21 protein-coding genes are annotated in these 22,970 nt (G+C 64.1%); 6 read left to right on the top strand and 15 right to left on the bottom strand.

From position 1 onward, the window contains the following. Positions 1-7 precede the first annotated feature (7 nt). Complete coding sequence (locus ABIE00_RS13995) at positions 8-1,135, top strand: NAD(P)/FAD-dependent oxidoreductase (protein ID WP_354261195.1); 1,128 nt, start codon at positions 8-10, stop codon at positions 1,133-1,135. A gap of 53 nt (positions 1,136-1,188) precedes the next feature. Here the strand turns inward: ABIE00_RS13995 and ABIE00_RS13990 are convergent, their stop codons facing one another. From ABIE00_RS13990 to ABIE00_RS13925, 14 genes are all read right to left on the bottom strand, one after another. Then, complete coding sequence (locus tag ABIE00_RS13990; RefSeq protein ID WP_354261193.1) at positions 1,189-2,214, bottom strand: 6-phosphofructokinase; 1,026 nt, start codon at positions 2,212-2,214, stop codon at positions 1,189-1,191. An 80-nt stretch (positions 2,215-2,294) separates the two neighbouring features. Then, positions 2,295-3,488: a mannose-6-phosphate isomerase, class I gene (manA, locus tag ABIE00_RS13985; protein ID WP_354261191.1), complete on the bottom strand. Its 1,194-nt coding sequence runs from the start codon at positions 3,486-3,488 to the stop codon at positions 2,295-2,297. 74 nt (positions 3,489-3,562) lie between these two features. Then, positions 3,563-4,999 carry an NAD(P)/FAD-dependent oxidoreductase gene (locus ABIE00_RS13980; protein ID WP_354261189.1) on the bottom strand — a complete coding sequence of 479 codons (1,437 nt, stop codon included), beginning with the start codon at positions 4,997-4,999 and terminating at the stop codon, positions 3,563-3,565. A gap of 126 nt (positions 5,000-5,125) precedes the next feature. Then, a complete protein-coding gene (locus ABIE00_RS13975; RefSeq protein WP_354261188.1) occupies positions 5,126-5,893 on the bottom strand; it encodes a GntR family transcriptional regulator in 768 nt (255 codons plus the stop codon). A gap of 96 nt (positions 5,894-5,989) precedes the next feature. After that, the gene (locus ABIE00_RS13970; RefSeq protein WP_354261186.1) at positions 5,990-6,787 is read right to left on the bottom strand and encodes a PfkB family carbohydrate kinase; all 798 of its coding nucleotides are present in this window, start codon (positions 6,785-6,787) and stop codon (positions 5,990-5,992) included. Positions 6,788-6,838: 51 nt separating this feature from the next. Further along, a complete protein-coding gene (locus ABIE00_RS13965) occupies positions 6,839-7,675 on the bottom strand; it encodes a carbohydrate ABC transporter permease (protein WP_354261184.1) in 837 nt (278 codons plus the stop codon). After that, positions 7,675-8,640: a carbohydrate ABC transporter permease gene (locus ABIE00_RS13960; protein ID WP_354261182.1), complete on the bottom strand. Its 966-nt coding sequence runs from the start codon at positions 8,638-8,640 to the stop codon at positions 7,675-7,677. The genes ABIE00_RS13965 and ABIE00_RS13960 overlap by 1 nt, the downstream gene beginning before the upstream one ends. Before the next feature lies 1 nt (position 8,641). After that, entirely contained in the window at positions 8,642-9,961 is a 1,320-nt protein-coding gene (locus tag ABIE00_RS13955; RefSeq protein WP_354261180.1) for an ABC transporter substrate-binding protein, read from the bottom strand. A gap of 40 nt (positions 9,962-10,001) precedes the next feature. Continuing rightward, positions 10,002-11,015: an SIS domain-containing protein gene (locus tag ABIE00_RS13950; protein WP_354261178.1), complete on the bottom strand. Its 1,014-nt coding sequence runs from the start codon at positions 11,013-11,015 to the stop codon at positions 10,002-10,004. Between the two features lie 1,048 nt (positions 11,016-12,063). Further along, a complete protein-coding gene (locus tag ABIE00_RS13945; RefSeq protein WP_354261176.1) occupies positions 12,064-13,185 on the bottom strand; it encodes an NAD(P)/FAD-dependent oxidoreductase in 1,122 nt (373 codons plus the stop codon). A 68-nt stretch (positions 13,186-13,253) separates the two neighbouring features. Further along, positions 13,254-14,297 carry a Gfo/Idh/MocA family protein gene (locus tag ABIE00_RS13940; RefSeq protein WP_354261174.1) on the bottom strand — a complete coding sequence of 348 codons (1,044 nt, stop codon included), beginning with the start codon at positions 14,295-14,297 and terminating at the stop codon, positions 13,254-13,256. Further along, positions 14,297-15,073: an amino acid ABC transporter ATP-binding protein gene (locus ABIE00_RS13935; protein WP_354261172.1), complete on the bottom strand. Its 777-nt coding sequence runs from the start codon at positions 15,071-15,073 to the stop codon at positions 14,297-14,299. The genes ABIE00_RS13940 and ABIE00_RS13935 overlap by 1 nt, the downstream gene beginning before the upstream one ends. Continuing rightward, a complete protein-coding gene (locus tag ABIE00_RS13930) occupies positions 15,070-15,858 on the bottom strand; it encodes an amino acid ABC transporter permease (RefSeq protein ID WP_354261170.1) in 789 nt (262 codons plus the stop codon). The genes ABIE00_RS13935 and ABIE00_RS13930 overlap by 4 nt, the downstream gene beginning before the upstream one ends. Before the next feature lie 82 nt (positions 15,859-15,940). Beyond that, positions 15,941-16,783: an ABC transporter substrate-binding protein gene (locus ABIE00_RS13925; RefSeq protein WP_354263361.1), complete on the bottom strand. Its 843-nt coding sequence runs from the start codon at positions 16,781-16,783 to the stop codon at positions 15,941-15,943. A 180-nt stretch (positions 16,784-16,963) separates the two neighbouring features. Between ABIE00_RS13925 and ABIE00_RS13920 the strand changes: the two genes are divergently transcribed. Next, a complete protein-coding gene (locus tag ABIE00_RS13920) occupies positions 16,964-18,046 on the top strand; it encodes a LacI family DNA-binding transcriptional regulator (protein ID WP_354261168.1) in 1,083 nt (360 codons plus the stop codon). 55 nt (positions 18,047-18,101) lie between these two features. On the opposite strand, the gene ABIE00_RS13915 is transcribed toward ABIE00_RS13920, so the two are convergent. Then, entirely contained in the window at positions 18,102-19,193 is a 1,092-nt protein-coding gene (locus ABIE00_RS13915) for a LacI family DNA-binding transcriptional regulator (RefSeq protein WP_354261166.1), read from the bottom strand. Between the two features lie 337 nt (positions 19,194-19,530). Between ABIE00_RS13915 and ABIE00_RS13910 the strand changes: the two genes are divergently transcribed. From ABIE00_RS13910 to ABIE00_RS13895, 4 genes are all read left to right on the top strand, one after another. Next, entirely contained in the window at positions 19,531-20,406 is an 876-nt protein-coding gene (locus ABIE00_RS13910; RefSeq protein ID WP_354261164.1) for an ABC transporter substrate-binding protein, read from the top strand. A gap of 126 nt (positions 20,407-20,532) precedes the next feature. After that, positions 20,533-21,321 carry an amino acid ABC transporter permease gene (locus ABIE00_RS13905; protein WP_354261162.1) on the top strand — a complete coding sequence of 263 codons (789 nt, stop codon included), beginning with the start codon at positions 20,533-20,535 and terminating at the stop codon, positions 21,319-21,321. Then, a complete protein-coding gene (locus tag ABIE00_RS13900; RefSeq protein WP_354261160.1) occupies positions 21,318-22,094 on the top strand; it encodes an amino acid ABC transporter ATP-binding protein in 777 nt (258 codons plus the stop codon). The genes ABIE00_RS13905 and ABIE00_RS13900 overlap by 4 nt, the downstream gene beginning before the upstream one ends. After that, on the top strand, positions 22,094-22,939 hold the full coding sequence (locus ABIE00_RS13895; protein ID WP_354261158.1) for a PfkB family carbohydrate kinase: 846 nt from the start codon (positions 22,094-22,096) through the stop codon (positions 22,937-22,939). The genes ABIE00_RS13900 and ABIE00_RS13895 overlap by 1 nt, the downstream gene beginning before the upstream one ends. The last annotated feature ends 31 nt before the right edge of the window (positions 22,940-22,970 follow it).

Raw genomic sequence — 22,970 nt, 5'->3', positions numbered from 1 at the left:
AAAGAATATGACTTCTCCACAGAGCGAAACCCATGTCGCAGTGCTGGGCGGAGGCATCCTGGGCGTTTCCACGGCCGTGCATCTCCTGCGCCGCGGGGCCTCCGTAGTCCTCATCACCGAAGGCGAGCTCGCCAGCGGCGCAACGGGACGCTCCCTGTCCTGGTTGAACTCGGCCGGAAAGCGGTCCGATGCATATCATCACCTCCGCATGGCCGGGATCGACCGCTACCGAACGCTGTTCGCAGCAGATCCCGCAAGGGAATGGCTGCAGTTCAACGGTGGTCTGTTCTGGGCACCGGCAGGGGAGGCAACCAAGGCAGAAGCCCGGCATGAGTACGAGCAATCCCACGGCTACGACTCTGTCCTGGTGAAACCCGAACAGGTATCCGCTCTCACACCGGCGATCGACGAGACCGCCGTTTCCGACGTCGCCGTCTTCAACCCGGGTGAAGGATGGGTCAGCCTGCCGCATCTGGTGGACTACCTCATGGACGAATTCGTGGCCCGCGGCGGCGAACTGATCACCAACGCCGGCACGTCACGGGTACTTGCAGCGGAAGGAAAGGCGGGGGGCATTCTCACGCAGGACGGGACCGCATACGCCGCCGACAAGATTGTTGTCGCCTGTGGTGCGGCCACACCCTCCGTTGTTGAAGAGCACGACGTCTACATCGCGGACGGATCGCCCGTCTCCGCCCTCGTCATCACCGAACCTGCCGACGCAGGCCCCAAAGCCGTCCTCAACACCCCCCGCGCCGCGGTCCGACCGAACCCCGGCGGCAGCCTCGCCATCGATCACGGGTGGTACGAGGAACAGATCGTGGAAGCAGCCGACGGCACCTTCTCGCTTGCGGAAGACATTATTCAGGAACTGACAGAGGAAGCTTCCCGGCTCCTCGTCGGAAACCCGCAGCTGACCCCCGCCAGCTGGAAAATCGGCCGAAAGCCGATCCCGGGAGACGGCGAACCGGTTTTCGGAGAGCTGGAAAAGCTGCCGGGCTGTTTCGTGGCCTTCTCCCATTCCGGCGCAACCGTCGGACTCATCGCCGGAGAACTGCTCTCATTCGAAATTCTCACGGGCCAAAAGCACCCGATGCTGGAGACTTTCCGGCCAGAACGCTTCAGTCGTTGCTGACTCCCGGCCACTGACGTCTGGTGCTGTCCGTCCCTGGTCCATCGGCCTCAGCTCTAGCCGAAGAGGACCGCGGCCTCGTCGTAGCGGTGCTGCGGGACCGTCTTGAGCTTGCCCAGCGCGGCTTCGAAGCCCACATGGTCGATGTCCGTGCCGCTCAGCGACACCATGGTGCCCCAGCGGCCCTCCACCACAGAGTCGACGGCGGCCATGCCCAACCGGGTGGCAAGCACGCGGTCGAAAGCGGAGGGGACGCCGCCGCGCTGGATGTGGCCCAGGATGGTGGCGCGGGTCTCGATGCCTGTCCGGGTTTCGATTTCCGGGGCCAGCTGGTCGGCGATGCCGCCCAGCCGGGGACGGCCGAAGGTGTCCAGCCCGCGCTCGGAGTGCGGTGATTCCATGTGCTCCGGCACGAACCCTTCGGCCACAACGATGAGCGGGGCACGGCCACGGTCATGGGCCTCGGTCACCCATTTGGTGATCTGTTCGATGCTGACCTTCTGCTCCGGGATGAGGATGGCGTGGGCGCCGGAGGCCATGCCCGCGTGCAGTGCGATCCAGCCGACGTGCCGGCCCATGACCTCGGCGATCATGCAGCGGTGGTGGGATTCGCCGGTGGTCCGCAGCCGGTCGATGGCCTCGGTGGCGATCTGCACCGCGGTGTCGAAACCGAAGGTGTAGTCGGTGGCGTCGAGATCGTTGTCCACGGTCTTGGGAACACCCACGATTTTCAGCCCTGCATCCGTCAGCCGCTGGGCGGCGGCGAGGGTTCCCTCGCCGCCGATGGCGATGATGGCGTCGATCCCCAGCCTGTCCATGTGGGCCTTGATGACGTCGGGCCCACCGCCGTTCTCGAACGGGTTGGTCCGGGAGGTGCCCAGGATGGTGCCGCCCTGCTTGGCGATCCCCCGGACCCTGGTCCGGGGGAGGTCGATGATGTCACCCTCCACCACGCCGCGCCAACCGTCGCGGAATCCGACGAATTCGTGGCTATGAATGGCGATGCCCTTGAGGACGGCGCCACGGATTACCGCGTTCAGCCCGGGGCAGTCGCCGCCGCTGGTGAGGATTCCAGTTCTCATCTGTTCGACCTGTTTCTGCGTGAAAGTGCGGGGCGCCGCAGGACGCGCCCGCGTAGTGCAGGGCGCCCCCTGGCGTCTGTTTATTCAGGGACGAAGGCCTGTGCGGCCGTTCCGGAGCCTTTGATGGTGAGGGGGCCGTCGGCGGCGGGGACGAAGATTGATTCGCCGCGGTTCAGCGTCAGTCCTTGGGGTTCCCCGTCGGTCATTACGTGTACAGTTCCATCCACGCAGATGAGGATTCGGGGTCCGTCACCGGGCAAGGTGTGCGGGACGTCCATATGCTCAGGCTGGCTGATGGAGAGCGCGTATTCGGGGACCGGCGGGGCGAACACGTGCGTGACGGCGCCCTTGGGAGCGGATTCCACGTCGTAGCCGGATGAAGTGAAGTCCAGCGCTTCGAGCATGGCATCGCCGTCTATGTGTTTGGAGGTCAGTCCGAGGCGAAGCACGTTGTCGGAGTTTGCCATGAGCTCCAGCCCGAATCCGCTGAGATAGGCGTGCGGGGTGCCGTCGCCGAGAAAGACCAGTTGTCCGGGCTCCAGGACGATTCGGTTCAGGAGCAGGGAAACGACCGCCCCCACGTCTCCAGGGTAAAAGCGGGCCAGCTCGTCAACTGTGCCATATGCCGTGCGTTCTTCGGGGTCGGAGCTCGTGGCGGCCAGTTCCCGGCACCCTGCAACCACGTGCTCAACGTCCGTGGTGTTCAGCTGCAGGAGTTGGCGGAGCGTGTTCTGGAGGCCAGGGGCCGAGTCGTCGTCGGAGGTCAGTGTGTCGAGAGCGGCCGTGGCGGGTCCGTTCAGGCGCGACAAGAGGTTCTGGACCTGGGTTTTGGTCCGGAAACCGACGAGTCCTTCGAAGCGGCTGAGGGCGTACACCATTTCGGGTTTGTGGTGTTCGTCCTTGAAGCTGCGCGCCGGGTCTGCCAGTGGCACACCGCGGGATTCCTCATCGTGGAAGCCTGCCTTCGCCATCTCGGGGGAGGGATGGACCTGCATTGACAGGGGGCGTACCGGGGCCAGCAGTTTGAGCAGGTAGGGGAGGCGCCCGAACTTGGCTTGGACTTCGTGGCCCAGGTGGGTGGTGGCGTCTGCCTCGATGATTTCGTCGAGTCGGGCGGTGCCGGTGGGTGTGTCAACGGTGGCGGGGCCGGTCGGGTGGGCACCGAGCCACAGTTCGGCGAAGGGTGTCCCGTCGGGTTCGCCTCCCAGAAATTCGGGCATGGAGGTTGTGGATCCCCAGTCGTAGGAACGTCTGGAGCCTGTCAGGCGGTACATGGTCAGTCCTTGTCTTCGGTGTGGAAGTAGATCGCCTCACCGGGTGGGCGCGCGGCTGCAGGGGCGCGGCGAGATTAGTGTTCGGTGGTTCCCTTGGGCATAAGCCGGACCACGGCTTCGGTGAGGATGCCGGGCTTCCTGTCCCGTATTTCTGCGGCGTTCTTCCGTATCAGGGCTGCCCGGACGATCGTGGCGCCGATGAATCTGATCGGTTCCGGGGGAAGGCTTTTCGCAGTGGCCTGGTTGATCAGCTTGCTGTGCGCCCATTGGTCATCCAAACCGAGAACCATGCTGGAGAGGACGCGGGAGCAGGCGGGGATTTGGGCCAGGCCGGTGCCGTTCCAGCCCACGGCGTAGAAGATGTTGTTGTGACCGGTGAGATTGCCGAACATCGGCACGTGGGCGGGGACGCAATCGATGGGTCCGAGCCAGTCGTAGTCGATTTTGACATCTTTGAGGCTGGGGTAGACACGGCCGAGTTCCCTGATGCTGTCCTTGACCCATCGCGGGTGGCGGTTCATCTTGGCCCCGAGGCGGTCACCGACGATGGTGCCGCCGCTTCCCCGGCCGAACACCACGCGCCCGTCAGGGGTTCGCTGGTAGTAGAGGACCTGGTTCTGGGCGTCGCAGATTGCTTCCCCGGCTTTCCAGCCCAGTGCGTCAAGCTGGTCGGGGATGGGTTCGGTCACGACGACCTGGCTGTCGACGACGTACATTTTCCGGCGGAGCTCGGGGATGGAGGATGCCCAGGCGTTGGTGGCGATCAGGACCCTGGGGGCGGAGAGTTCGCCCCCGGGGGTCTGGATGCGTGCGCGGCTGCCGGGGGTGATGCTCAGTGCCGGGGTGTGCTCATGGATGGTGATGCCTTTGCGGATCGCGTACTTCTTGAGATTGCGCATGAGTTTGCCGGGGTTCAGTGATCCGGCCATTTCTTCGACCACGCCGGTGTACGGGACGCTGGAGCCGGTCCTGCGGTTGAGTTCGGCGGCGTCCAGCCGACGGTACGGTGCGGCACCGTTCTCCTCGCACCGTGTGAGGGCGGGTTCCCAGGCCTGTTCCTGGGCCCGAGAGCTGGCACTCCAGATCCATCCGTCGAGCCTGAGGTCCATGTCGATTTCGCCAGCGTCCTGGAGTGCTTTCAGTTCCTGGATGGCCTCCCTGGTTGCGTGGGCCAGGCGCAGGGCTTCCTCCGGCCCGGTGACGGAGGTCAGCCGGTCCAGGCTTTCGAACCAGGAATGGATCTGGCCGCCGTTGCGTCCGGAGGCTCCGGAGCCGCAGATGTCGGCTTCGAGGACCGTCACTTTTTGATCTGGGTCGGCTTCGAGGATCCGGATCGCTGTCCAGAGTCCGGTGAGGCCGCCGCCGATGATCGCGACGTCGGCGTTGCTGGGCCCGTGCAGTGCAGGGGCCGGGCTGTCGTCCAGGTCCCGGGTGGACTGCAGCCAGTAGGACTGGTCAGCGTCCGCGGCGATGACGGGTGGGCGGAGTTGGAACTGCTTGTGGTTGGACATGGTGCCTCATTTCGGGTGCAAGCAAGTGTCGCCCGGGCGCGCGGGAGTGCGGCGGGACGGCAGAGACGGTTCGGCCATGTGGGCGCTGCATGGAGCTGGCCGACGGGGTGGAGCGGTGGGGGACCGTCAGCGGCGGAGGACGTTAAAGCTGAACGTATCCCCGCGGTGATAGTCCTGGGCGTACAGCACGGGTTCACCACTGGCGGTGACGGCTGTTTCGGTAATCAGGAACCACGGGTCGTGGCCTTCGAGTGAGTACCGCTGCTTCAGGTCTGCGGGCATGTTGACGGCCTGAAGCCGGGCCGCGGAGAACGAGAGCGGATATCCCTGGTCGCGGAGGAAGGTGGAGACGGAACCGCTCCAGTCCACGTATTTGATCGGGCCAGGGATCCTGGATCTGCTGATGGTGTCGATGCTGAAGATCAGCGGTTCCTCCCCTTCGGAACGGAGCCGGACCAACCGCACGACGGTCTCGCCTTCGGCGAGTTGCAGGGCTTCACGCTCGACGGCATCAGGCTGGTGTTCTTCAACGGAGAGCACCAGCGTCTGCGCGTCGTATCCGAGGCTTTTAAGCAGTTCGGTCACTGATTCGAACCGGGTGACAGGACGGTCGACGGTCGCGGTCGCCAACGACGTCAAGAACCGGCCAAGTCCCGGTCGGACCTCGACCAGTCCTTCATGTTCGAGCAGTTTTACCGCCTCGCGGGCAGTGCTCCGGCCGACCTTGAACAACTCCACTATCTCGGGTTCGCTCAGGATCTGGTCACCGGGTTTGGTGCCGTTCTCACGGAAGTGCGCGATGAGCCGGTCCCGGACCTGGACCGACATCAGGCCGCGGCCCCCGACCGGGACCGTCTGCGGGTCGGCCGCTGGTTGGTTCAGGGACGTCGTCATCGTGAAAACCTCAAGTCTGCTGTCGTTGTGTCTGGAATTGTTGGTCCGTGCATGGACTCGGGCCGGTCTTGCTTCAGCCGGGTCGGAGCTTTTCCATTATTGCCCTTTCTGGGGCCAGCCGCCCCAGTGCATGCAGGTCCGGGCTGCCTGGGCTGCTCCGGCCTTCATGCATGACTGGAGGTCCTGGCCGCTGGCGAGGGCGGCGATGAATCCGGCGATGAAGCTGTCGCCGGCTCCCGTGGTGTCCACCGGGTCGATCGGGGCAGCGTGCTGTCGGGTCCACGTCGTCCCGTCGTAAGCGATGCTTCCCGCCGGCCCGCAGGTGACAACGGCCAGGCGTGCGCCGCCGTCGATCGCGGACTCGGCCATCGACCTGGCGCCGTCCAGGTTATCGCCGGCTGAGCAGAAGGCAACGTCCAGGAGGTCGTACCCGGTGCTGACGGCGCAGTCCTGGCTGATCCGCACGCCCCTGCGGCTGAGTTCTTTGCGGATTTCGTCGGCGAAAGGGCTCATTCCGATGTGGACGAAGGCGCATTCGGCGAGGGCGTCCAGTTCCTGGCTGTCGGGTTTGTAGTCGGCGCAGACCGCGAAGTCCTCGAATTCTATGAGCCGTTCACCGTCCGGCATGACCCGGATTTTGGAGATTGAGGTGACGCCGTCAAGGACGACGAGACCGTCGGTGATGACATTGTTTTCTTCCAGGGCTTGGCGGATCCGGTGCCCGTCCTGGTCGGGACCGATGGCTCCGGCGTAGCGGGTGGTGTGCCCGAGCTGGCTGAACTGCATGGCGACGTTGAGCGCGTTGCCGCCAACGAAGCTTTGGTTTCGGGATCCGAAGTACTGGTCGATGGTGTTGTCGCCGATCGCCCCGAGCATGGGGAGTGCTGGTGTCATTTCGGGTTCCTTTCTCTGGTCATGGTGTGTGCCTGCTGGCCGACGGGGCCGCTATCGGCCGACGCCTTCGGCGAGTCCCCGGACAAAGTAGCGCTGTCCGAGGATGAAGAGCACAATCATCGGCACGGCTGCGATGGTCATTCCGGCGAAGACGGAGGGGAAGTCCGTCACGGCGCGCGAGGAGAGCGTGGCGAGGCCTACGGGGAGCGTCTTGACTGTGTCGGATCCGATGAAGATCAGTGCGAACAGGAACTCGTTCCAGGCGAAGAGAACCTGGAGGATGACGGCGGAGACGATGATGGGGGTGCACATGGGCATGGTCACGCGCCAGAAGGTCTGGCGCCGGGTGGCGCCGTCCAGGACTGCTGCCTCGTCGACGTCGATCGGAAGGTCGATCATGTAGGAGCGGATGAGGAAGGTGGTGAACGGGACGCGGAAGGCCGTGTAGAGGATGATCAAGGCCCAGTAGGTGTCATACAGCCCCCATGACTGCATGAGTTTCACCAAGGGGACAAGGGCGACCGTCGGGGCCAGCATGAGCCCGCCGACAATGATCATCAGGATGGGTTTGCTGAAGGGGATGTTGATCCTGGTCAGCCCGAAGGCCGCCCAGGCACTGAGCAGCGTCGTGGAGACCACGCTGAGGGCTGTCACCAGGACGCTGTTGAACAGATACGTACCGACGCCCTTGTCTATGGCGCGGCCGTAGCTGCTGAGGTCAAGGCTGGTCGGCCAGGCGAACGGGTTCCCGAGTATCTCTGAGTTGGATTTCATCGAGCTGATGACCATCCACAGCAGGGGGTAGAGGACAACGATGACCAGTCCGAGCAGGAAACCTGTCAGGACGAGCCGGCCGATGATGGGCCACAAGCGTGTTGGGCTGGTCATCAGACTCTCCTCTTGTTCGTGTAACGGACCTGGATGAGGGCCAGGGCCAGGGTGATGACGAAGATGACGGTGGCGATGGCGGCGGCGTAGCCGAAGTCGTTCTTGATGAAGCCGCTGCGGTAAAGCCATGTGCCGAGCACCTGGGTTGAATTGTCGGGGCCGCCGGAGGTGGTGACCATGACTTCGTTGAAGACCTGGAACGCGCCGGAGATCGTGACGATCATCATGAGCCCGGTCATTTCGCGGACCAGGGGAATGGTGATCGAGAAGATCTGGCGGACCGGGCCAATCCCGTCCAGCGCTGACGCTTCGTAATATTCGCGTGGGATCCGCTGGATGGCCACGGCGAAGAGGAGCGTGCAGTATCCGAAGCCCTGCCATTGGCTCATCATGATGACCCCGAGCATCGCTGTGTCGGGGTTGCCGAGCCAGGCTTGCTGCAGGGACTCGAGGCCGACGGCGTTCAGCAGGCCGTTGAGCAGGCCTCCCTGGGGCTGGTAGATGAAGGCGAACAGCAGTCCCGTCACGGTCAGTGAAATCGCCGACGGCAGGAAGTAAATGGACCGCAGGATCGTCCTGAAGCGTTCGTTGCGCAGGTTCTCGATCAGCGAGGCAAGGACGAGGGCGAAGAACACCTGGAAAACAATGGAGATCCCGGCGTAGAGGCAGTTGTTCCCCAGCGCCTTCCAGAAGACCGGGTCAGCGGCGAGCCGGGCGTAGTTGTCCAGGCCGACGAACCGCTGTTGCCCGGTGAAGATGTTCGATGTCTCCAGGCTGTAGCGGAAGTTCAGCACCAGCGGGTAGTAGACGAATAGAAACAGGGTGACCAGGCCTGGAAGCACCCAGATCAGACCGGGCCAGGCGTTTTTCTTACGGGCAGGCTTCCGGCGGCGGGGGAGGGCCGTCCCCGCCGCCGGGGTGTTGAGCCCGGGCGGCGGGAACGTCTTCTGTTGGGTGGTGGACACGTTACTTGGCCTGATCCGACGCGGCCTTCACGGCAGTCATGACGTCCTCGGACGTCTTCGTGCCGCTGATCATGCCTTCGACGCCGGAGAGATAGGCCTCAGCGACACCGGGCACGGTGACCGTGTCGAGCCAGACCGAGAGGCGGCTGGCTTTCCGCAGGTCCTCGATGCTCGCACGGAGCTGGGGCGTGGAGTTCTGCTCATTGAGGGAACCGGTGACCGGGCTTGGGAAGCCGATCGTGGATGCGAGGACTTCGGCGTTCTGCTTGCTCGTGACGAATTTCATGAAGTCCACAGCGAGGGCGGGGTTCTTGGCCTTGGAGTTGATCAGGAATCCGTCCGGGGCCCCGGTGAGGGCCTTGGTGTCGCCCTTAGCCTGCGCGGGCGCGGGCAACCGGAAGAGGTCGTAGCCGTCCGCCTCGGCCTTGCTGCCCTTGGGCGCCGCGGCGGCGAACTCCAGGTTCTCGACGTAGAACATGGCTGCTTTGCCCTGGCCGAACGCGTCGCGTTCGGAGTAGTAGTCGGCACCGTTGGCCGTCTTGCCGGTCGTGGTGCACCGGTCAACGATCTGGGCGAACTGGTCCAGGGACTGCTTGTAGCCGGGATCCTCGAAAGAGGCAGTGGCCGGTTTGTAGTCCTTGTTCAGCGTCCCGGCCGGGACGTTGTAGCTGTTGAGCTGGGTGATGTAGTGGATCGCTGGCCAGCCATCCTTGTTGCCGAAGGACATCGGAGTGATGTTCTTGGATTTCAAAGCCGTGCAGGCGGCCAGGAGGCCGTCCAGGTCGGTCGGCACTTTCACGCCGGCCTGGGAGAAGAGCTTCTTGTTGTACAGCATGTACTTGGCGTCCAGGCCAAGGGGAACACCGTAGGTCTTGCCGTCCTTGGTGAAGGCCTCCAGTGCCTGCGGGGCCATGGTGGAGCCCCATTCCGTCTGGGGGGCGATGACGTTGGTAAGGTCCAGGGCCAGGCCGTTGTCGTAGAACTGTTCCGCGTAATTCCCGGCCCAGGAGAAGTAGACATCGGGCACGCTCTGGGAGGCGGTGAGGGTCTTGATCTTGTCCTTGTAGCCCTGGTCCGATTCCTGCTGGAGGTTGACCTTGACCCCGGGGTGTGCCGCTTCGTAGTCCTTGGCCATTTTTTCGAAGAAGGCCGCGTTTCCTCCGGCGTAGCGGGTGATGACGCTGACGCTTCCCTCGTACTTGACGTTGGACAGGTCGGCAGCCGGTGCCGCGGCCGGCTGGGCAGTGCCGCTGGAGCCACAGCCGGTGAGCGCAACGGCCACGATGCCGGCGGCTGCGACCGCCTTGAAAAGTGCTTTCATAATTGGGCCTTTCCTTGATACCCGGCGCGCTTTCGCAGGCCTAGTACTCCAGCTTCTTGTAGTAGCGGCGGGTGGTCAGCGGGTGATCACGCAGGACCTCGAGGTGTGCGCTGATGCGTTCGAATGCCGTTGCGAGCAGGACCGGGGAAATCAGTGCCCGGGTCTCGGGGGAAATGCCCGGCAGGTCGAAGTCCTTGGTGTCGAAGACATGCACCTTGTCCGTGAAACGTGGCGCGAACTGCTGGACGCGTTCGGTCAGCGGACGGCTCTCGTCCTCGCCGTTGAAGACGATGATACTGACGCCCTCTTCCACAAGTTCCAGGGTGCCGTGGAAGAAATCAGAGGCGTGGACCGGACGGGTGCGGATCCACTGCATCTCCTCGAGGATGCACATGCCGTAGTAGTAGGCTTCCGGCCAGGTTGACCCCGCGCCGGTGATGATGTGGTACTTCTCGTCTTTTATGGTCGCGGCAAACGCGGCGGCCCGTTCCTCGAAGGACTCCTTGACATCGACCAGGAGCCGGGGGAGGGTCTGCAGCTCTGCAACGGTTTCCTCGTACCGGTCGAATTCTCCGCGGTGCCGCATTACCGACAGTGCGACCAGGAGGGTCTGGAGATAGAACATTTCCGAGGAGGTGTCGTCCTCGGCGAAGTTCGTGAAGTTGTAGTCGGCCTTCTGCGCGATCGGCGTGTCTGAGTGGCCGGTGAACGAGATGACGGTGGCACCCTTGTTCTTCGCGAACTCCAGGGCCGCGATGGCCTCCTTCGTGGTCCCGGACAGGGACGGCATGATCACCAGGGATTTGGGGCCGAGGTGTACGGAGTCCGTTTCCACCAGTTCGGCGCCCATCTCGTAGTGGACGGGGAAGGTGGACCTGGTCTGCAGCAGTCGCAACGCCGGCTGGGTCAGGAACATCACGCCGCCGGCTCCCAGGAAGAAGAGGTTTTCGGCTCCATCGTCAAGGCACTGCCGGACCGTGGCGTCTAGCTTCTCGGCTACGGCAACGGAGCCCTTCTGGATGGCAACGAAGCGGTCCTGATCAAAATTAAGCATTTCTGGATTCTCTCTTGGTAGGCTGTCAGACATCCTATGGCACCTGACTGATGTCTTATTCGAGGTAAGCATCACATGCGTCAGGTGTCAACAGAAAGAGCGACAGATTTTTTACGGGTCCGGAAGGATCCGTCCGCTCAGTGCCGAGGGAGGGTTGACTCTCGGAGAGGAGTAATAGTGATAAATGACCGCGTTGACTTGGTCGTCTTTGATTGCGACGAAACCCTCGTAGACGGCGAGGTGCTCAGCATGAAGGTGTACCAGAGGGTGCTCGCCGACCACGTCTGGAACCTCAGCCAAGAGGAAATGTCAGCCGCTTCATGGGGCGCCCATCGCCCCATTTCAACAATGAACTGGTGTCTTTTCTCGGACGCGTTCTTCCCCCGGCTGGGAGCTCAAGTACCAGCAGTGGTGCGCGACGCCTTTGGGCGGGAACTGGCAACCGTGGCCGGAGTTGAGAAGGCCTTTCGCGCATACTCCTGGCGACCTGCGTTGCCTCCAACAGCAGTCATGCCTGGCTCGAGAAAACCTTGGGCATAGCGGGCCTGCTGCCGGGGTTTTCCGGCAGTATTTTCAGCGCGAGGACGTCCGGGAGGGCAAACCCGCTCCGGACCCCTTTCTCCACGCGGCATAAGCCATGTGCGTTCACCGGAGAGATGCCTGGTCGTTGAAGACAGTCGATTTGGTGTTCAGGCCGCATACTGCGGGCATGCGTGCCCTCGGCTATGCCGCCCGCCTGACTCCACCGGAGTGGCTGGAAGGAGCGCAAACGACCGTGTTCAAAGACATGAACGACCTTCCCGGCCTTGTCCCTGCCGCCCATGCCTGGCCAGCCGCGCCAACAACCCTAAAGGGACGGGGCGCAGCCCCCGCCCCTCCCAAGAAGGAGGTCACGTTTCGGGTCAGGGGCGGGGGACCAGGCAGCCGATTCCAACACCACCGCCATGGGCCTGACGTAAAAGGGGCTCATGCGCCGCTGGCAGCAAGGCACGGCGAGGCAAAGCAGGCGGCAGGGCCGATTCTTGGGGTCCTGCCGCCTGCAGACCGTCTAGGAGAAGCGCCCCGGACGGAAGGTGGCCAGCATGGGGTGCTTCTTGCCGGTCATGATCTCTCCGGAGAGAAGCTCGCCGGCGATGAGCCCGAGGGTGGCCCCGGAGTGGGTGAAGGCGACGAAGCAGCCGGGGACCTGGCCGAGCTCGCCGAGGACGGGTTCGCCGTCGCCGGGAATGGGCTTGTAGCCAATTTTCCAGGAGGCGGGCTTGAGTTCGGGGTTGCCGGCGATGAGCTTGGATGCTTCGTCGGCCAGTTCCTGGACGACACCATCGGGGATGCTGAACGAGCCGTCGGCATGCTCGGTGATGTGTTCCTCGTACCAGTCGTGGTCCAGGGCAAAGGTACTGCCGGGGTTGGGTCGCACGGCGGCCCGCGGCGTGTTCATCACGGCCTTCACGTCGTGCTCCACCGGCTTGGTCAGCACCAGCATTGAGACGGGGGAGCCGTTGGGGATGTCCACGCCAAGTGGGGACACGACGGAGGGTGTTGCGGCTCCGCAGGCCACCAGCACGGCGTCCGCCTCGTAGGTCCCGCCTGCGGCCGTCTCGACGCCGGTGGCACGTCCGCCGTGAACCATGACGGACGCTTTGCCGGCGTTGAGGACGAGCTCACCGCCGCGCGCGTGGAATTCCTCCATGAGGAAGTCCACCAGGGCCGGAAGGCTGACCCAGCCTTCACCGGGGTTGAAGATGGCGCTCTCCGGTACGGCGTTTGCATCTATGCCGGGAGTGGCGGATTCGATGTCGGCCGGCTCGAGCAGCTTGGAGTCGTAGCCGATGGATTTCTCGTAGGCGTGGCGTGCCTCGGTGGCCTCCCGCTGTCCTGCGGGGTTCCACATGAGCCCGCCGCCGAACTGCAGCCACTCCCTGCTGGGGTCGGCCGCGAAGAGGGTGCGGTACCGGTCCACACCGGCGAGGCGGAGCTGGTGGTAGGGCGTGGAGCGTTCGCCGGCGGAGTTGAGCCAGGAGAGGGAACGGCCGGTGGCTTCGCTGGCGAGGCCGCGTTCGGTCAGCAGGATCACGGATGCGCCTTCGCGGAGCAGGTGAACGGCGGTGGAGACGCCGAGGATGCCGCCGCCGATGACGGCGACGCGCTTGGCTTCAGCTGTGGAGGACATGAGTTCTCCCTTTCTTAAGTGTTTGTGGCTGCGTTTGCTGCTTGTTTGCTTGGAAGGATGCGTGCCGGCTAGGCGAAGGTGTGGATGTTTTCGATGATCCTGAGGACCTGCAGCGACTGGACCGGGTCAACAGGAACGGGTCCCTGCCCGTGGAGGGCTGCAGCGAGTTCCGTATAGAACCGGGGATAGGCTCCCTGAGCGGCAGGAACGGGGGCGCTGGCGCCGTCGACTCCCAGAAGCCCCCAAGACTCCTGGGTGTCGATGCCGTAGGCGGGATCCGATGGTGTCATGCCGGCGGCGAGGGCGGGTTCCTGGCTGTCCAGGCCCCACTTCGTGTACCCAGCGTCCGAGCCCAGGACGTGGAAGCGGGGGCCCACCTGGGCTGCCATGCCGTTCATCCACAGTCTGCTGCGGACTCCGGTCCCGTGAAGCAGGGACACGAAGGCCTCTGTGTCTGCGGTCTCCGGGTCGTGGCCACGGTTGGCCGTCTCGCCGTAGCTCCGTTCGACGGGGCCGAACAGCTGAATGGCCTGGTCGATAAGGTGCGCGCCGAGGTCGTGGAGGATCCCGCCGCCCTGGGCGGGGGAGACGGTGTCGCGCCAGTTGCCGAAGCCCTCCGGCCGCCACCATTCGAACCGTGATTCGAAGGTGCGCACCTCACCCAGGGCCCGCTGCCGAAGCAGCTTCTGCAAAGTCAGGAAGTCGGCGTCCCACCGGCGGTTCTGGAACACAGTGAGCTGCACCCCGGCCTCGGACGCCAGTGCGATCAGTTCCTCCCCCTGGGCTGAGGTCGGAACGAAGGGCTTGTCCACCACCACATGGAGGCCGTGTGCAATGGCTGCTGCCGCAAGGTCGAAGTGGGTGTGTGGCGGGGTGCCCAGGATGACCAGGTCCAGGTCCCCGGCCTGCGCGAACATCGCCTCCGGCGTGGGAACGATGCGCGCCTGCGGGTGGAGCCTGGCCGCCTCGGCGGCCCGGGCGGGATCCGCCGTCACGATCACATCCAGCGAGTAGCGCGGATCCGCCGCGATCAGCGGCGTGTGGAAGACCTTGCCGGAGATTCCGAAGCCGACGACGGCGGTCCGGATGGGTGCCGCAGTGCCGTTCAGCATCACAGCACCTCCGAGAGGAAGCGCTGCAGGCGTTCGCTGCGTGGGTTGTCGAACAGTTGTGCCGGGGTGCCGGCTTCCACCACTTCGCCCTCGTCCATGAAGACCACCTGGTCCGCGACCTTGCGGGCGAAGCCCATCTCGTGCGTGACCACCAGCATGGTCATGCCGCGTTTGCCGAGTCCTGCCATGAGGTTCAGGACGCCCTTGACCAGTTCCGGGTCCAGGGCGCTGGTGGCTTCGTCGAACAGCATGACTTCCGGTTCCATGGCCAGGGCGCGGGCGATGGCCACGCGCTGCTGCTGGCCGCCGGACAGGTCGCGGGGCCGGTGGTCGGCCCGCTCGGCCAGTCCTACTTCGGCGAGGCCGCGGCGGGCACGTTCCCTGGCCTCGGCCTTGGGCATGCCCTTGACGCTCCAGAGCGCAAGCGCCACGTTTTCCAGGGCTGTGTGGTCCGGGAAGAGGTTGAAGTGCTGGAAGACCATGCCGATCCTGGCGCGCAGGATGTCGGGCTTGACCTGGAGGGCGCTTTCGCCGGCCAGCAGCACGTCGCCGCTCTTGGGTTCATGGAGCCGGTTGATGCCGCGCAGCAGGGTGGACTTGCCCGAGCCTGAGGGCCCGATGATGCAGGTGGTGGTGCCCGGGGCGACGGTGAGGCTGACGTTGCGCAGGACCTCGATGTCCCCGTAGGCCATGGTCAGGTTCTTCAGTTCCAGGCTGGATCCGTGGAACGTATGGTTTTCCGCGGCGGTATTGGCGGTGTTGCTTGCGAGGCTCATGTGTTGCTCCCGGTGATCAGCGGCGAGGCCGCGTCGAGTTCGGTGACTTCCTTCAGACCGGACGTGGGCGGGGTGGGCCGGCGGCGGCCGGTGCGGAAGCGGCTGTCGAAGTAGTTGACCAGGTGGGTCAGGGGCACGGTGATGACGAGGTAGAAGATGCCTGCCATGACCAGGGGCGAGAGGTTTCCGGAGAGCACGGCGGCGTCCTGGCCTACGCGGAAGAGTTCGCGTTCGCTGACCAGCAGGCCCAGGAAGTAGACCAGGGAGGAGTCCTTGACGATGGCGATGAACTGATTGACCAGGGCAGGCAGGACGCGGCGGACGCCCTGCGGGACCACCACGAGCCGCATGGATTTGGCGTAGCTCATGCCCAGGGCCCGGCACGCTTCGCCCTGGCCCTTGTCGACGCTTTGGATGCCGGCGCGGAAGATTTCGCCGATATAGGCGCTGGCGATCAGGCTCAGCGCAATGATCCCCAGCGGGTACGGGGAGGGTCCGAAGATTGACTGGCTGAACCGGGCGAAGCCCTGCCCGATCAGCAGGATGGTGAGGATGGCCGGAAGGCCGCGGAACAGGTCGGTGTAGATCCGGGCCGGAACCCGCAGCCACTTGGATGGGGAGATGCCCATGACCGCCACCACCATGCCCAGCGCGACGCCGATGATGGTGGCGGCAACGGAAATGATCAGGGTGTTGAGAAGGCCAACCCCAAGGAGTTGGGGCAGGACTTCGGCCATAGCGCCGAAATCGAAAAAGGTACGGATGATGGTGTTGAGCCAGTCCATGGTTGCTCTCAGACGTAGTTAGCTGGTGGACGGCCGAACGGACCGCCGGTGGGTGGTCCGCCCGGCCGCAGGCCGGGTGGCTTTACTTGCTCGGCGTCGGGCTTGCCGTCTGCTCGGCCTTGGGAAGGTACTGCTTGGGCATCGGGGAGCCTGGGAACCACTTCTGGTAGAGCTTCTTCCAGGTTCCGTCCGCCATCGCTGCGGCCAGGCCCTTGTTCAGGGCCTCCTTGAAGGCTGTCTTGCCCTTGGCTACTGCGAAGCCAGCCGGGGCATCGAAGGACGGAATGTCCGCGGCGCTGACCAGGCCGTGCTGCTTCTCATAGGCCTTGGCCGCCTCATAGTCCAGGAAGTGCGCATCCACCGCGCCACTGTTCACCGCGGCGATGGCGGTGTTATTGTCCGGGAAGCGCACCAGGTTCGCCGAGGTGAAGTTCTTCACTGCATAGGCTTCCTGCAGAGTTCCCTGGACCACGCCCAGTCGCTTTCCGTTGAGGCCGGCGACGTCCCTGATGCCCGAGGTTTTGGTGGTAATGACTGTCAGGTAGCCTGCGAGGTAGCCGTCGGAGAAGTCAACAGTTTCCTTGCGCTTGTCCGTGATGCCAATGGCGGCCACGCCCACGTCGAACTGGCCGTTGGCCACGGCGGAGAGCAGCCCGGAGAAGTCCTGGCCGGTGAAGACCACGTTGTCCACGCCGGCGCGGTGGGCAACGTCCTTGAACAGTTCGACGTCGAAGCCGGTGAAATTGCCCTGCGCATCGGCGAAGGTGTACGGCTTGGCATCCCCCAGGCTCGCAACCCGGATGGTGCCCGGCTGGATCAGCCCATAGGGGTTGTCCTGCGTGGACGAGGACGCGGGAGCGCCGCCACAGCCCGACAATGCCACGAGTGCTGCAACAGCCGCCGCGACGGCCACCCCGGGGCGCATGTTCTTTCGTTTGATCACTTCATCATTCCAATCGTTGAGCAGGCCGCCTCTGGCCCGGGGTCCGAAATCCCTTGTTGAGTCCGGTCTCAGCCTGTACGATTGAGACCGGACTCACATTGGGGTTGCTAAAAATGTAACCCAGGCCACAAAGGCCGTCAAGGCCCTTCTGAAAGGCAGCGCATGAGCAGCACCAGTTCGAGGCGGCGGGACGTCACGGTCGCAGATGTCGCCAAGGCCGCGCAGGTCTCCAAGGCCCAGGCCGCCCGCGCGCTGGGCAATTACGGCGCCGTCAGCGACGACGTCCGCGAGCGTGTCCTGGCCGCCGCCGAGGAGCTGTCCTACCGCCCGAACGAACTGGCCCGCAGTATGAACACCGGAAAATCACACACCATTGGCGTTGTGGTGGGGGACATCGAAAACCCGCATTTTGGCCTCGCCACCAGGGGAATCACGGACACCGCCAAGAAGAGCGGGTTCAACGTCATTCTGGTCAACACGGACGAGAACACAGCGGCTGAAGTGGATGCTGTCCGCGTACTGCTCGATAAGAGGGTCGACGGCCTGATCGTCGCGCCGGCGTCGTCGGTGGAGACGGAGCATTTGCAACGCGTTCAGGATTCCGGCCGACCCCTGGTGCTGCTGGACCGGAAGGCCGGACAGATGGACGTGCAAACGATGGCAGTCAACATGGCCGACATCTCCCACGAGTCCACGCGGTACCTGCTCCAGGCCGGACACCGCAGAATCGCCTTCATCTCTACCATCAGGACCGAATCCCCCTACCGGCTCGGCATGCTGCTGGATTCGTCGCAGATCGCCGACCGCCTCGACGGCATGCAGCAGGCATTCCAGGAGGGCGGCTTTCCCTTCCCGGAAGACCTCGTTCGCCTGAACGCCGGCGATGAAGAGTCCATCCGCCGCGTTACCCGTGAGGTGCTCCGCGCGGCGGACCCTGCCACCGCCATCATCGCTTCCGACGGGCTCATCGCCCTCAGCATCGTCGAAGTGATCCAGGAACTGGGCCTCACCATCCCGGCAGACGTCTCGTTCCTCATGTACGACGACCTCGCCTGGACGCGCCTGACCACTCCACCGCTGACAGTCATCGCCCAGCCCGTGTATAACATGGGCGTGGCCGCGGCAAAGGCGTTGATCCGCAAGATCGAAGGCCTGCCTCCCTTGGCCCCCACCCCCAGGTTCACCGCGACACTGGTCCGGCGGGGCTCGGTGGGGACGCGCCGTGCGGCCGAGGCCCACAGCTGATCCGACTGCTATGTGCCCTGGTCGATGGGCTCGCCGTGCTGTGGTGCCGCGCGCGTTAGCTCTTAGGCGGAGCCACCGAACCGCGGACTTGGAGTCTGGCTTCCAGGACGTTGTGTTTCGGGACGGAAGTGTCGCCTGCGATCCGGGCAAGGAGAAGTTCTGCGGCCATGGAGCCGATCCGGTGTACGGGTTGGTGGATTGTAGTTATGCCCGGCCGGGTGAACGTCATCCAGTCGAGGTCGTCGAAGCAGATGAGGGAGAGCTGGTCCGGAATCTGGACGTTTGAGTCGGCTATTGCCTGCATTGCTCCAACGGACATGGTGCCATCGCCGGTGAATAGTGCGGTTGGTCGTTCCGGGGACTGGAGCAGGAGTGTGGCTTCTTGGCGTGCGGCCTCGGAGGAGTAGGATCCCGCGCGCCGAATAAGGTTTGGGTCGACGGGTATGCCGAAATCTCTGTGGGCGTCAAGGTATCCCTGCAGCCGTTGCCAGCTCGGATAGAGCGTTTCGCCACTGACTGAGAAGTGGGAAGCCTGCCGCACAAATTCCTCCAGGCTCCCACTGTGACGTTGTTCGAGCTCGGCGATGATCGCTATTCGGCGATGGCCTGCCTTCAGCAGGTGGTTGACCGCCTCCCGGGCGGATCCCCTGTTGTCGACGGTTACCGAGTCGGCTGCCAGGTCGTATGCCGCCCGGTCAATCTGGACTGCGGGGCATCCCCCGGCTATGAGGCTGTGGAGGTGCGCGGAGCCTTGAACATCACAGGGGGCCACGATGAGCCCATCTACGCGTTTTTCGAGCAGGAGTTGTACTGCTTCTCTTTCGCGCTCAAGGTCTTCATCGCTATTGGTCAGGATCACGCCGAATCCGCGTGATCTTGCAACGTCGCCGATGCCACGCAGGACTCTGGCGTAGAAGGCGTTGTCGATGTCGGCAGCCACTACTCCTATGGTGTGGCTCTTGCCGGTCGCCAGACTGCGGGCAAGCGAGTTGGGTTTGTAGCCGAGTTTCCGGGCTGCAGCTCGTACCTTCGCCGCCACGTCGTCGCTGGTGTAACCATAGTTGCCGAGAACCCGCCCCGCAGTGGCTGTGCTGACCCCGGCTTCAGCTGCGACCTGGGTGATGGTGATTTTCGGGGAAGTGGGCATTGTTTCTTTCCGTGGCTGGTTTTGCGGCCGGGCCAGGAAGTCCTCGGCCCAGACCGCACGTCAGTAGCTTACCGGCCACTAGTAGCGGCGCCATTCTCATTTTATGAGAACGCTCTCAGATTGTCCAGCCTCCTGTCACGCTCCTCGCCAGCGCTTTGGAACCAGTAATTGCGTCTGCAAATCGCGTACGCACCGTTGGAATCACGCGCCAACTGGCTTTGCGGAAGTGGGAAAAGACCTCTTGACGCATTCCAAGAAAGAGATGTACGTTACACAGGACCTGATAACGCTCTCAGCTCAATGGTGAGCTAGTAACCCCTTTACAGATTGGAACGGAATGCGTATCCCTTTTTCCCGGACGTTTCGCTTTGGTGCGGTGGCGGCCTCTGCCGCATTGGCTGTGGGCCTGCTGTCGGCGTGCGGCGGTGCTCCTGCGTCTTCCTCGTCGGTGCAGGAGAATCCCTACGGCCTGATAGAAAAGGGCACAGTACGTGTTGCCAGTGTGGGGGACCTTAAGCCCTATACGTTCGCGGACGCGCAGGGCAATTTCACCGGTTTCGATGTCGAACTGTTCAAGGATGTGGCCCACCGCGCCGGCGTAGACAAAATAGTCTTCACCGGCCAGGACTTCTCCGCCATTCTTCCCGCCGTCGCCAACGGCCAGTTCGACGTCGGCGTGGCCGCGATCGGGATTACGGACAAGCGCAAGGAAACCGTGGACTTCTCCGACGGCTACCTCGCCGGCTACCTGACAGTCATCACCACCAAGACCTCGGGCATCAAGAACGTCGACGGTCTGGCAGGCAAGCGCCTGGGCGTAGTGCAGGGGACGCTCCAAGAAGCGTATGCCATGAAGAACTTCCCCTCGGCCAACCTGGTGCGCTTCCCGGACAACAACTCCGCGATCGCCGCGGTAAACAGTGGCACCGCCGACGCCCACTTCCTGGACTACGAATCAGCCAAGGCCTACGAGAAGCAGCACGGCCTGGTCAGTGCCGCTGACATCCCTTCCTTTGACGCCCCCGCGGGGTTCGCCGTCGCCAAGGACAAGCCCGCCTTCAAGGAAGCCCTGAACAAGGGCCTGGCCGAGGCAATGGAGGACGGCACCTGGAAGAAGCTCTACCAGAAGTGGTTCCCCGGTTCGCCGATGCCTGAGCAGTACCTGCCCAAGGCCGAGCAGACCGCAACCCCGGCCCCGACCGCAAGCAAGTAAGCGGCAGCCGGACCCGGTTCAGTACCGGATAACTGCCGGGAGGGCCGCGTACATGCCGCGGCCCGCCCGGCATCACAAATCCACCCGGCCGGGCTTCCTACCAGCTAACTACGTCTGAGAGCAACCATGGACTGGCTCAACACCATCATCCGTACCTTCTTTGATTTCGGCGCTATGGCCGAAGTCCTGCCCCAACTCCTCGGGGTTGGCCTTCTCAACACCCTGATCATTTCCGTTGCCGCCACCATCATCGGCGTCGCGCTGGGCATGGTGGTGGCGGTCATGGGCATCTCCCCATCCAAGTGGCTGCGGGTTCCGGCCCGGATCTACACCGACCTGTTCCGCGGCCTTCCGGCCATCCTGACCATCCTGCTGATCGGGCAGGGCTTCGCCCGGTTCAGCCAGTCAATCTTCGGACCCTCCCCGTACCCGCTGGGGATCATTGCGCTGAGCCTGATCGCCAGCGCCTATATCGGCGAAATCTTCCGCGCCGGCATCCAAAGCGTCGACAAGGGCCAGGGTGAAGCCTGCCGGGCCCTGGGCATGAGCTACGCCAAATCCATGCGGCTCGTGGTCGTGCCGCAGGGCGTCCGCCGCGTCCTGCCTGCCCTGGTGAACCAGTTCATCGCCATCGTCAAGGACTCCTCCCTGGTCTACTTCCTGGGCCTGCTGGTCAGCGAACGCGAACTCTTCCGCGTAGGCCAGGACGCCGCCGTGCTCTCCGGAAACCTCTCGCCCCTGGTCATGGCAGGCATCTTCTACCTCGTCATCACCGTGCCCCTGACCCACCTGGTCAACTACTTCGACAGCCGCTTCCGCACCGGCCGCCGCCGGCCCACCCCGCCCACCAGCGGTCTGAGGGAAGTCACCGAACTCGACGCGGCCTCGCCGCTGATCACCGGGAGCAACACATGAGCCTCGCAAGCAACACCGCCAATACCGCCGCGGAAAACCACACGTTCCACGGCTCCAGCCTGGAACTTAAGAACCTGACCATGGCCTACGGGGACATCGAGGTCCTGCGCAACGTCAGCCTCACCGTCGCCCCGGGCACCACCACCTGCATCATCGGGCCCTCAGGCTCGGGCAAGTCCACGCTGCTGCGCGGCGTCAACCGGCTCCATGAACCCAAGAGCGGCGACGTGATGCTGGCCGGTGAAAGCGCCCTCCAGGTCAAGCCCGACATCCTGCGCGCCAGGATCGGCATGGTCTTCCAGCACTTCAACCTCTTCCCGGACCACACAGCCCTGGAAAACGTGGCGCTGGCCCTGTGGAGCGTCAAGGGCATGCCCAAGGCCGAGGCCAGGGAACGTGCCCGCCGCGGCCTCGCCGAAGTAGGACTGGCCGAGCGGGCCGACCACCGGCCCCGCGACCTGTCCGGCGGCCAGCAGCAGCGCGTGGCCATCGCCCGCGCCCTGGCCATGGAACCGGAAGTCATGCTGTTCGACGAAGCCACCAGCGCCCTGGACCCGGAACTGGTCAAGGGCGTCCTGAACCTCATGGCCGGACTCGGCAAACGCGGCATGACCATGCTGGTGGTCACGCACGAGATGGGCTTCGCCCGCAAGGTCGCGGACCAGGTGGTCTTCATGGACGAGGGCGAAGTCGTCGAAACCGGCACCCCGGCACAACTGTTCGACAACCCACGCAGCGAACGCCTGCAGCGCTTCCTCTCCGAGGTGCTCTGATGACCCAGCCTCACATCGCGACCGCCGGCGACAATGTAGTCGATTGCTATCGGGAAATGGGCACGATGTTCCCGGGGGGGAACACTCTCAATGTTTCCGTCTTCGCCGCCCGCTTCGGAGCGTCCTCGGCCTACCTGGGTCAAATAGCGGCTGACGCCGCGGGAGACGCCATTAGTGCAGCTCTCCACGATGAGGGAGTGGACACGTCCGGTCTGCGGCGCGTCCCGGGTTCCACGGCACACTGTGTCATTGCCCATGATGCCCACGGCGACAGGGTCTTTGTCTCCTCCGACTTGGGAGTGTCCGTGTTCACCCCGTCCTCGGAGGACCTGGCACGACTCAAAGGGTTCGACGCCATCCATGTGGGAGCCAGCAGTCAGCTCGACGCGTGGATCCCAGCGTTTGCGGCAGAAACCCGGCTCTCGTACGACTTCGGAACCCGCCATAACGCAGAGCACATCCGCCATGTCGGCCGTTTGTGCTATCTTATCGTCCTGTCCGCCGGCGGGCTGGACGACGCCGCATTCGAATCTCTCCTTGAGCAGGGCGAAGGGTCCGGCGCGACCTGGACACTGGTCACCCGCGGAACCGAGGGAGCGGTACTCAGCAATGGCGGACGACGCCGTTGGAAGAGCCGGGCGCACCGCGCGGACGGCGTTATCGATACCCTCGGCGCCGGTGACACGTTCTGTGCGCGGGTCCTGGTCGGCCTACTCCGGGATGAAGACCCGAGCCAGTTCCTGGCCGAAGCGGCAACTGCAGCCGCACAGACTTGCACCCAATTTGGCGCCTTCGGCCACGGCGTACCCATCGCCTCCGGAATCGGCGCAAGCACAACCTGCTGACGACTCAGCGCGCCTGGGCGAATGCCCATTC

It is taken from the genome of Arthrobacter sp. OAP107 (assembly GCF_040546765.1).
In the GTDB taxonomy this organism is placed as follows: domain Bacteria; phylum Actinomycetota; class Actinomycetes; order Actinomycetales; family Micrococcaceae; genus Arthrobacter.
This window is presented reverse-complemented; position numbering and strand designations above follow the sequence as displayed.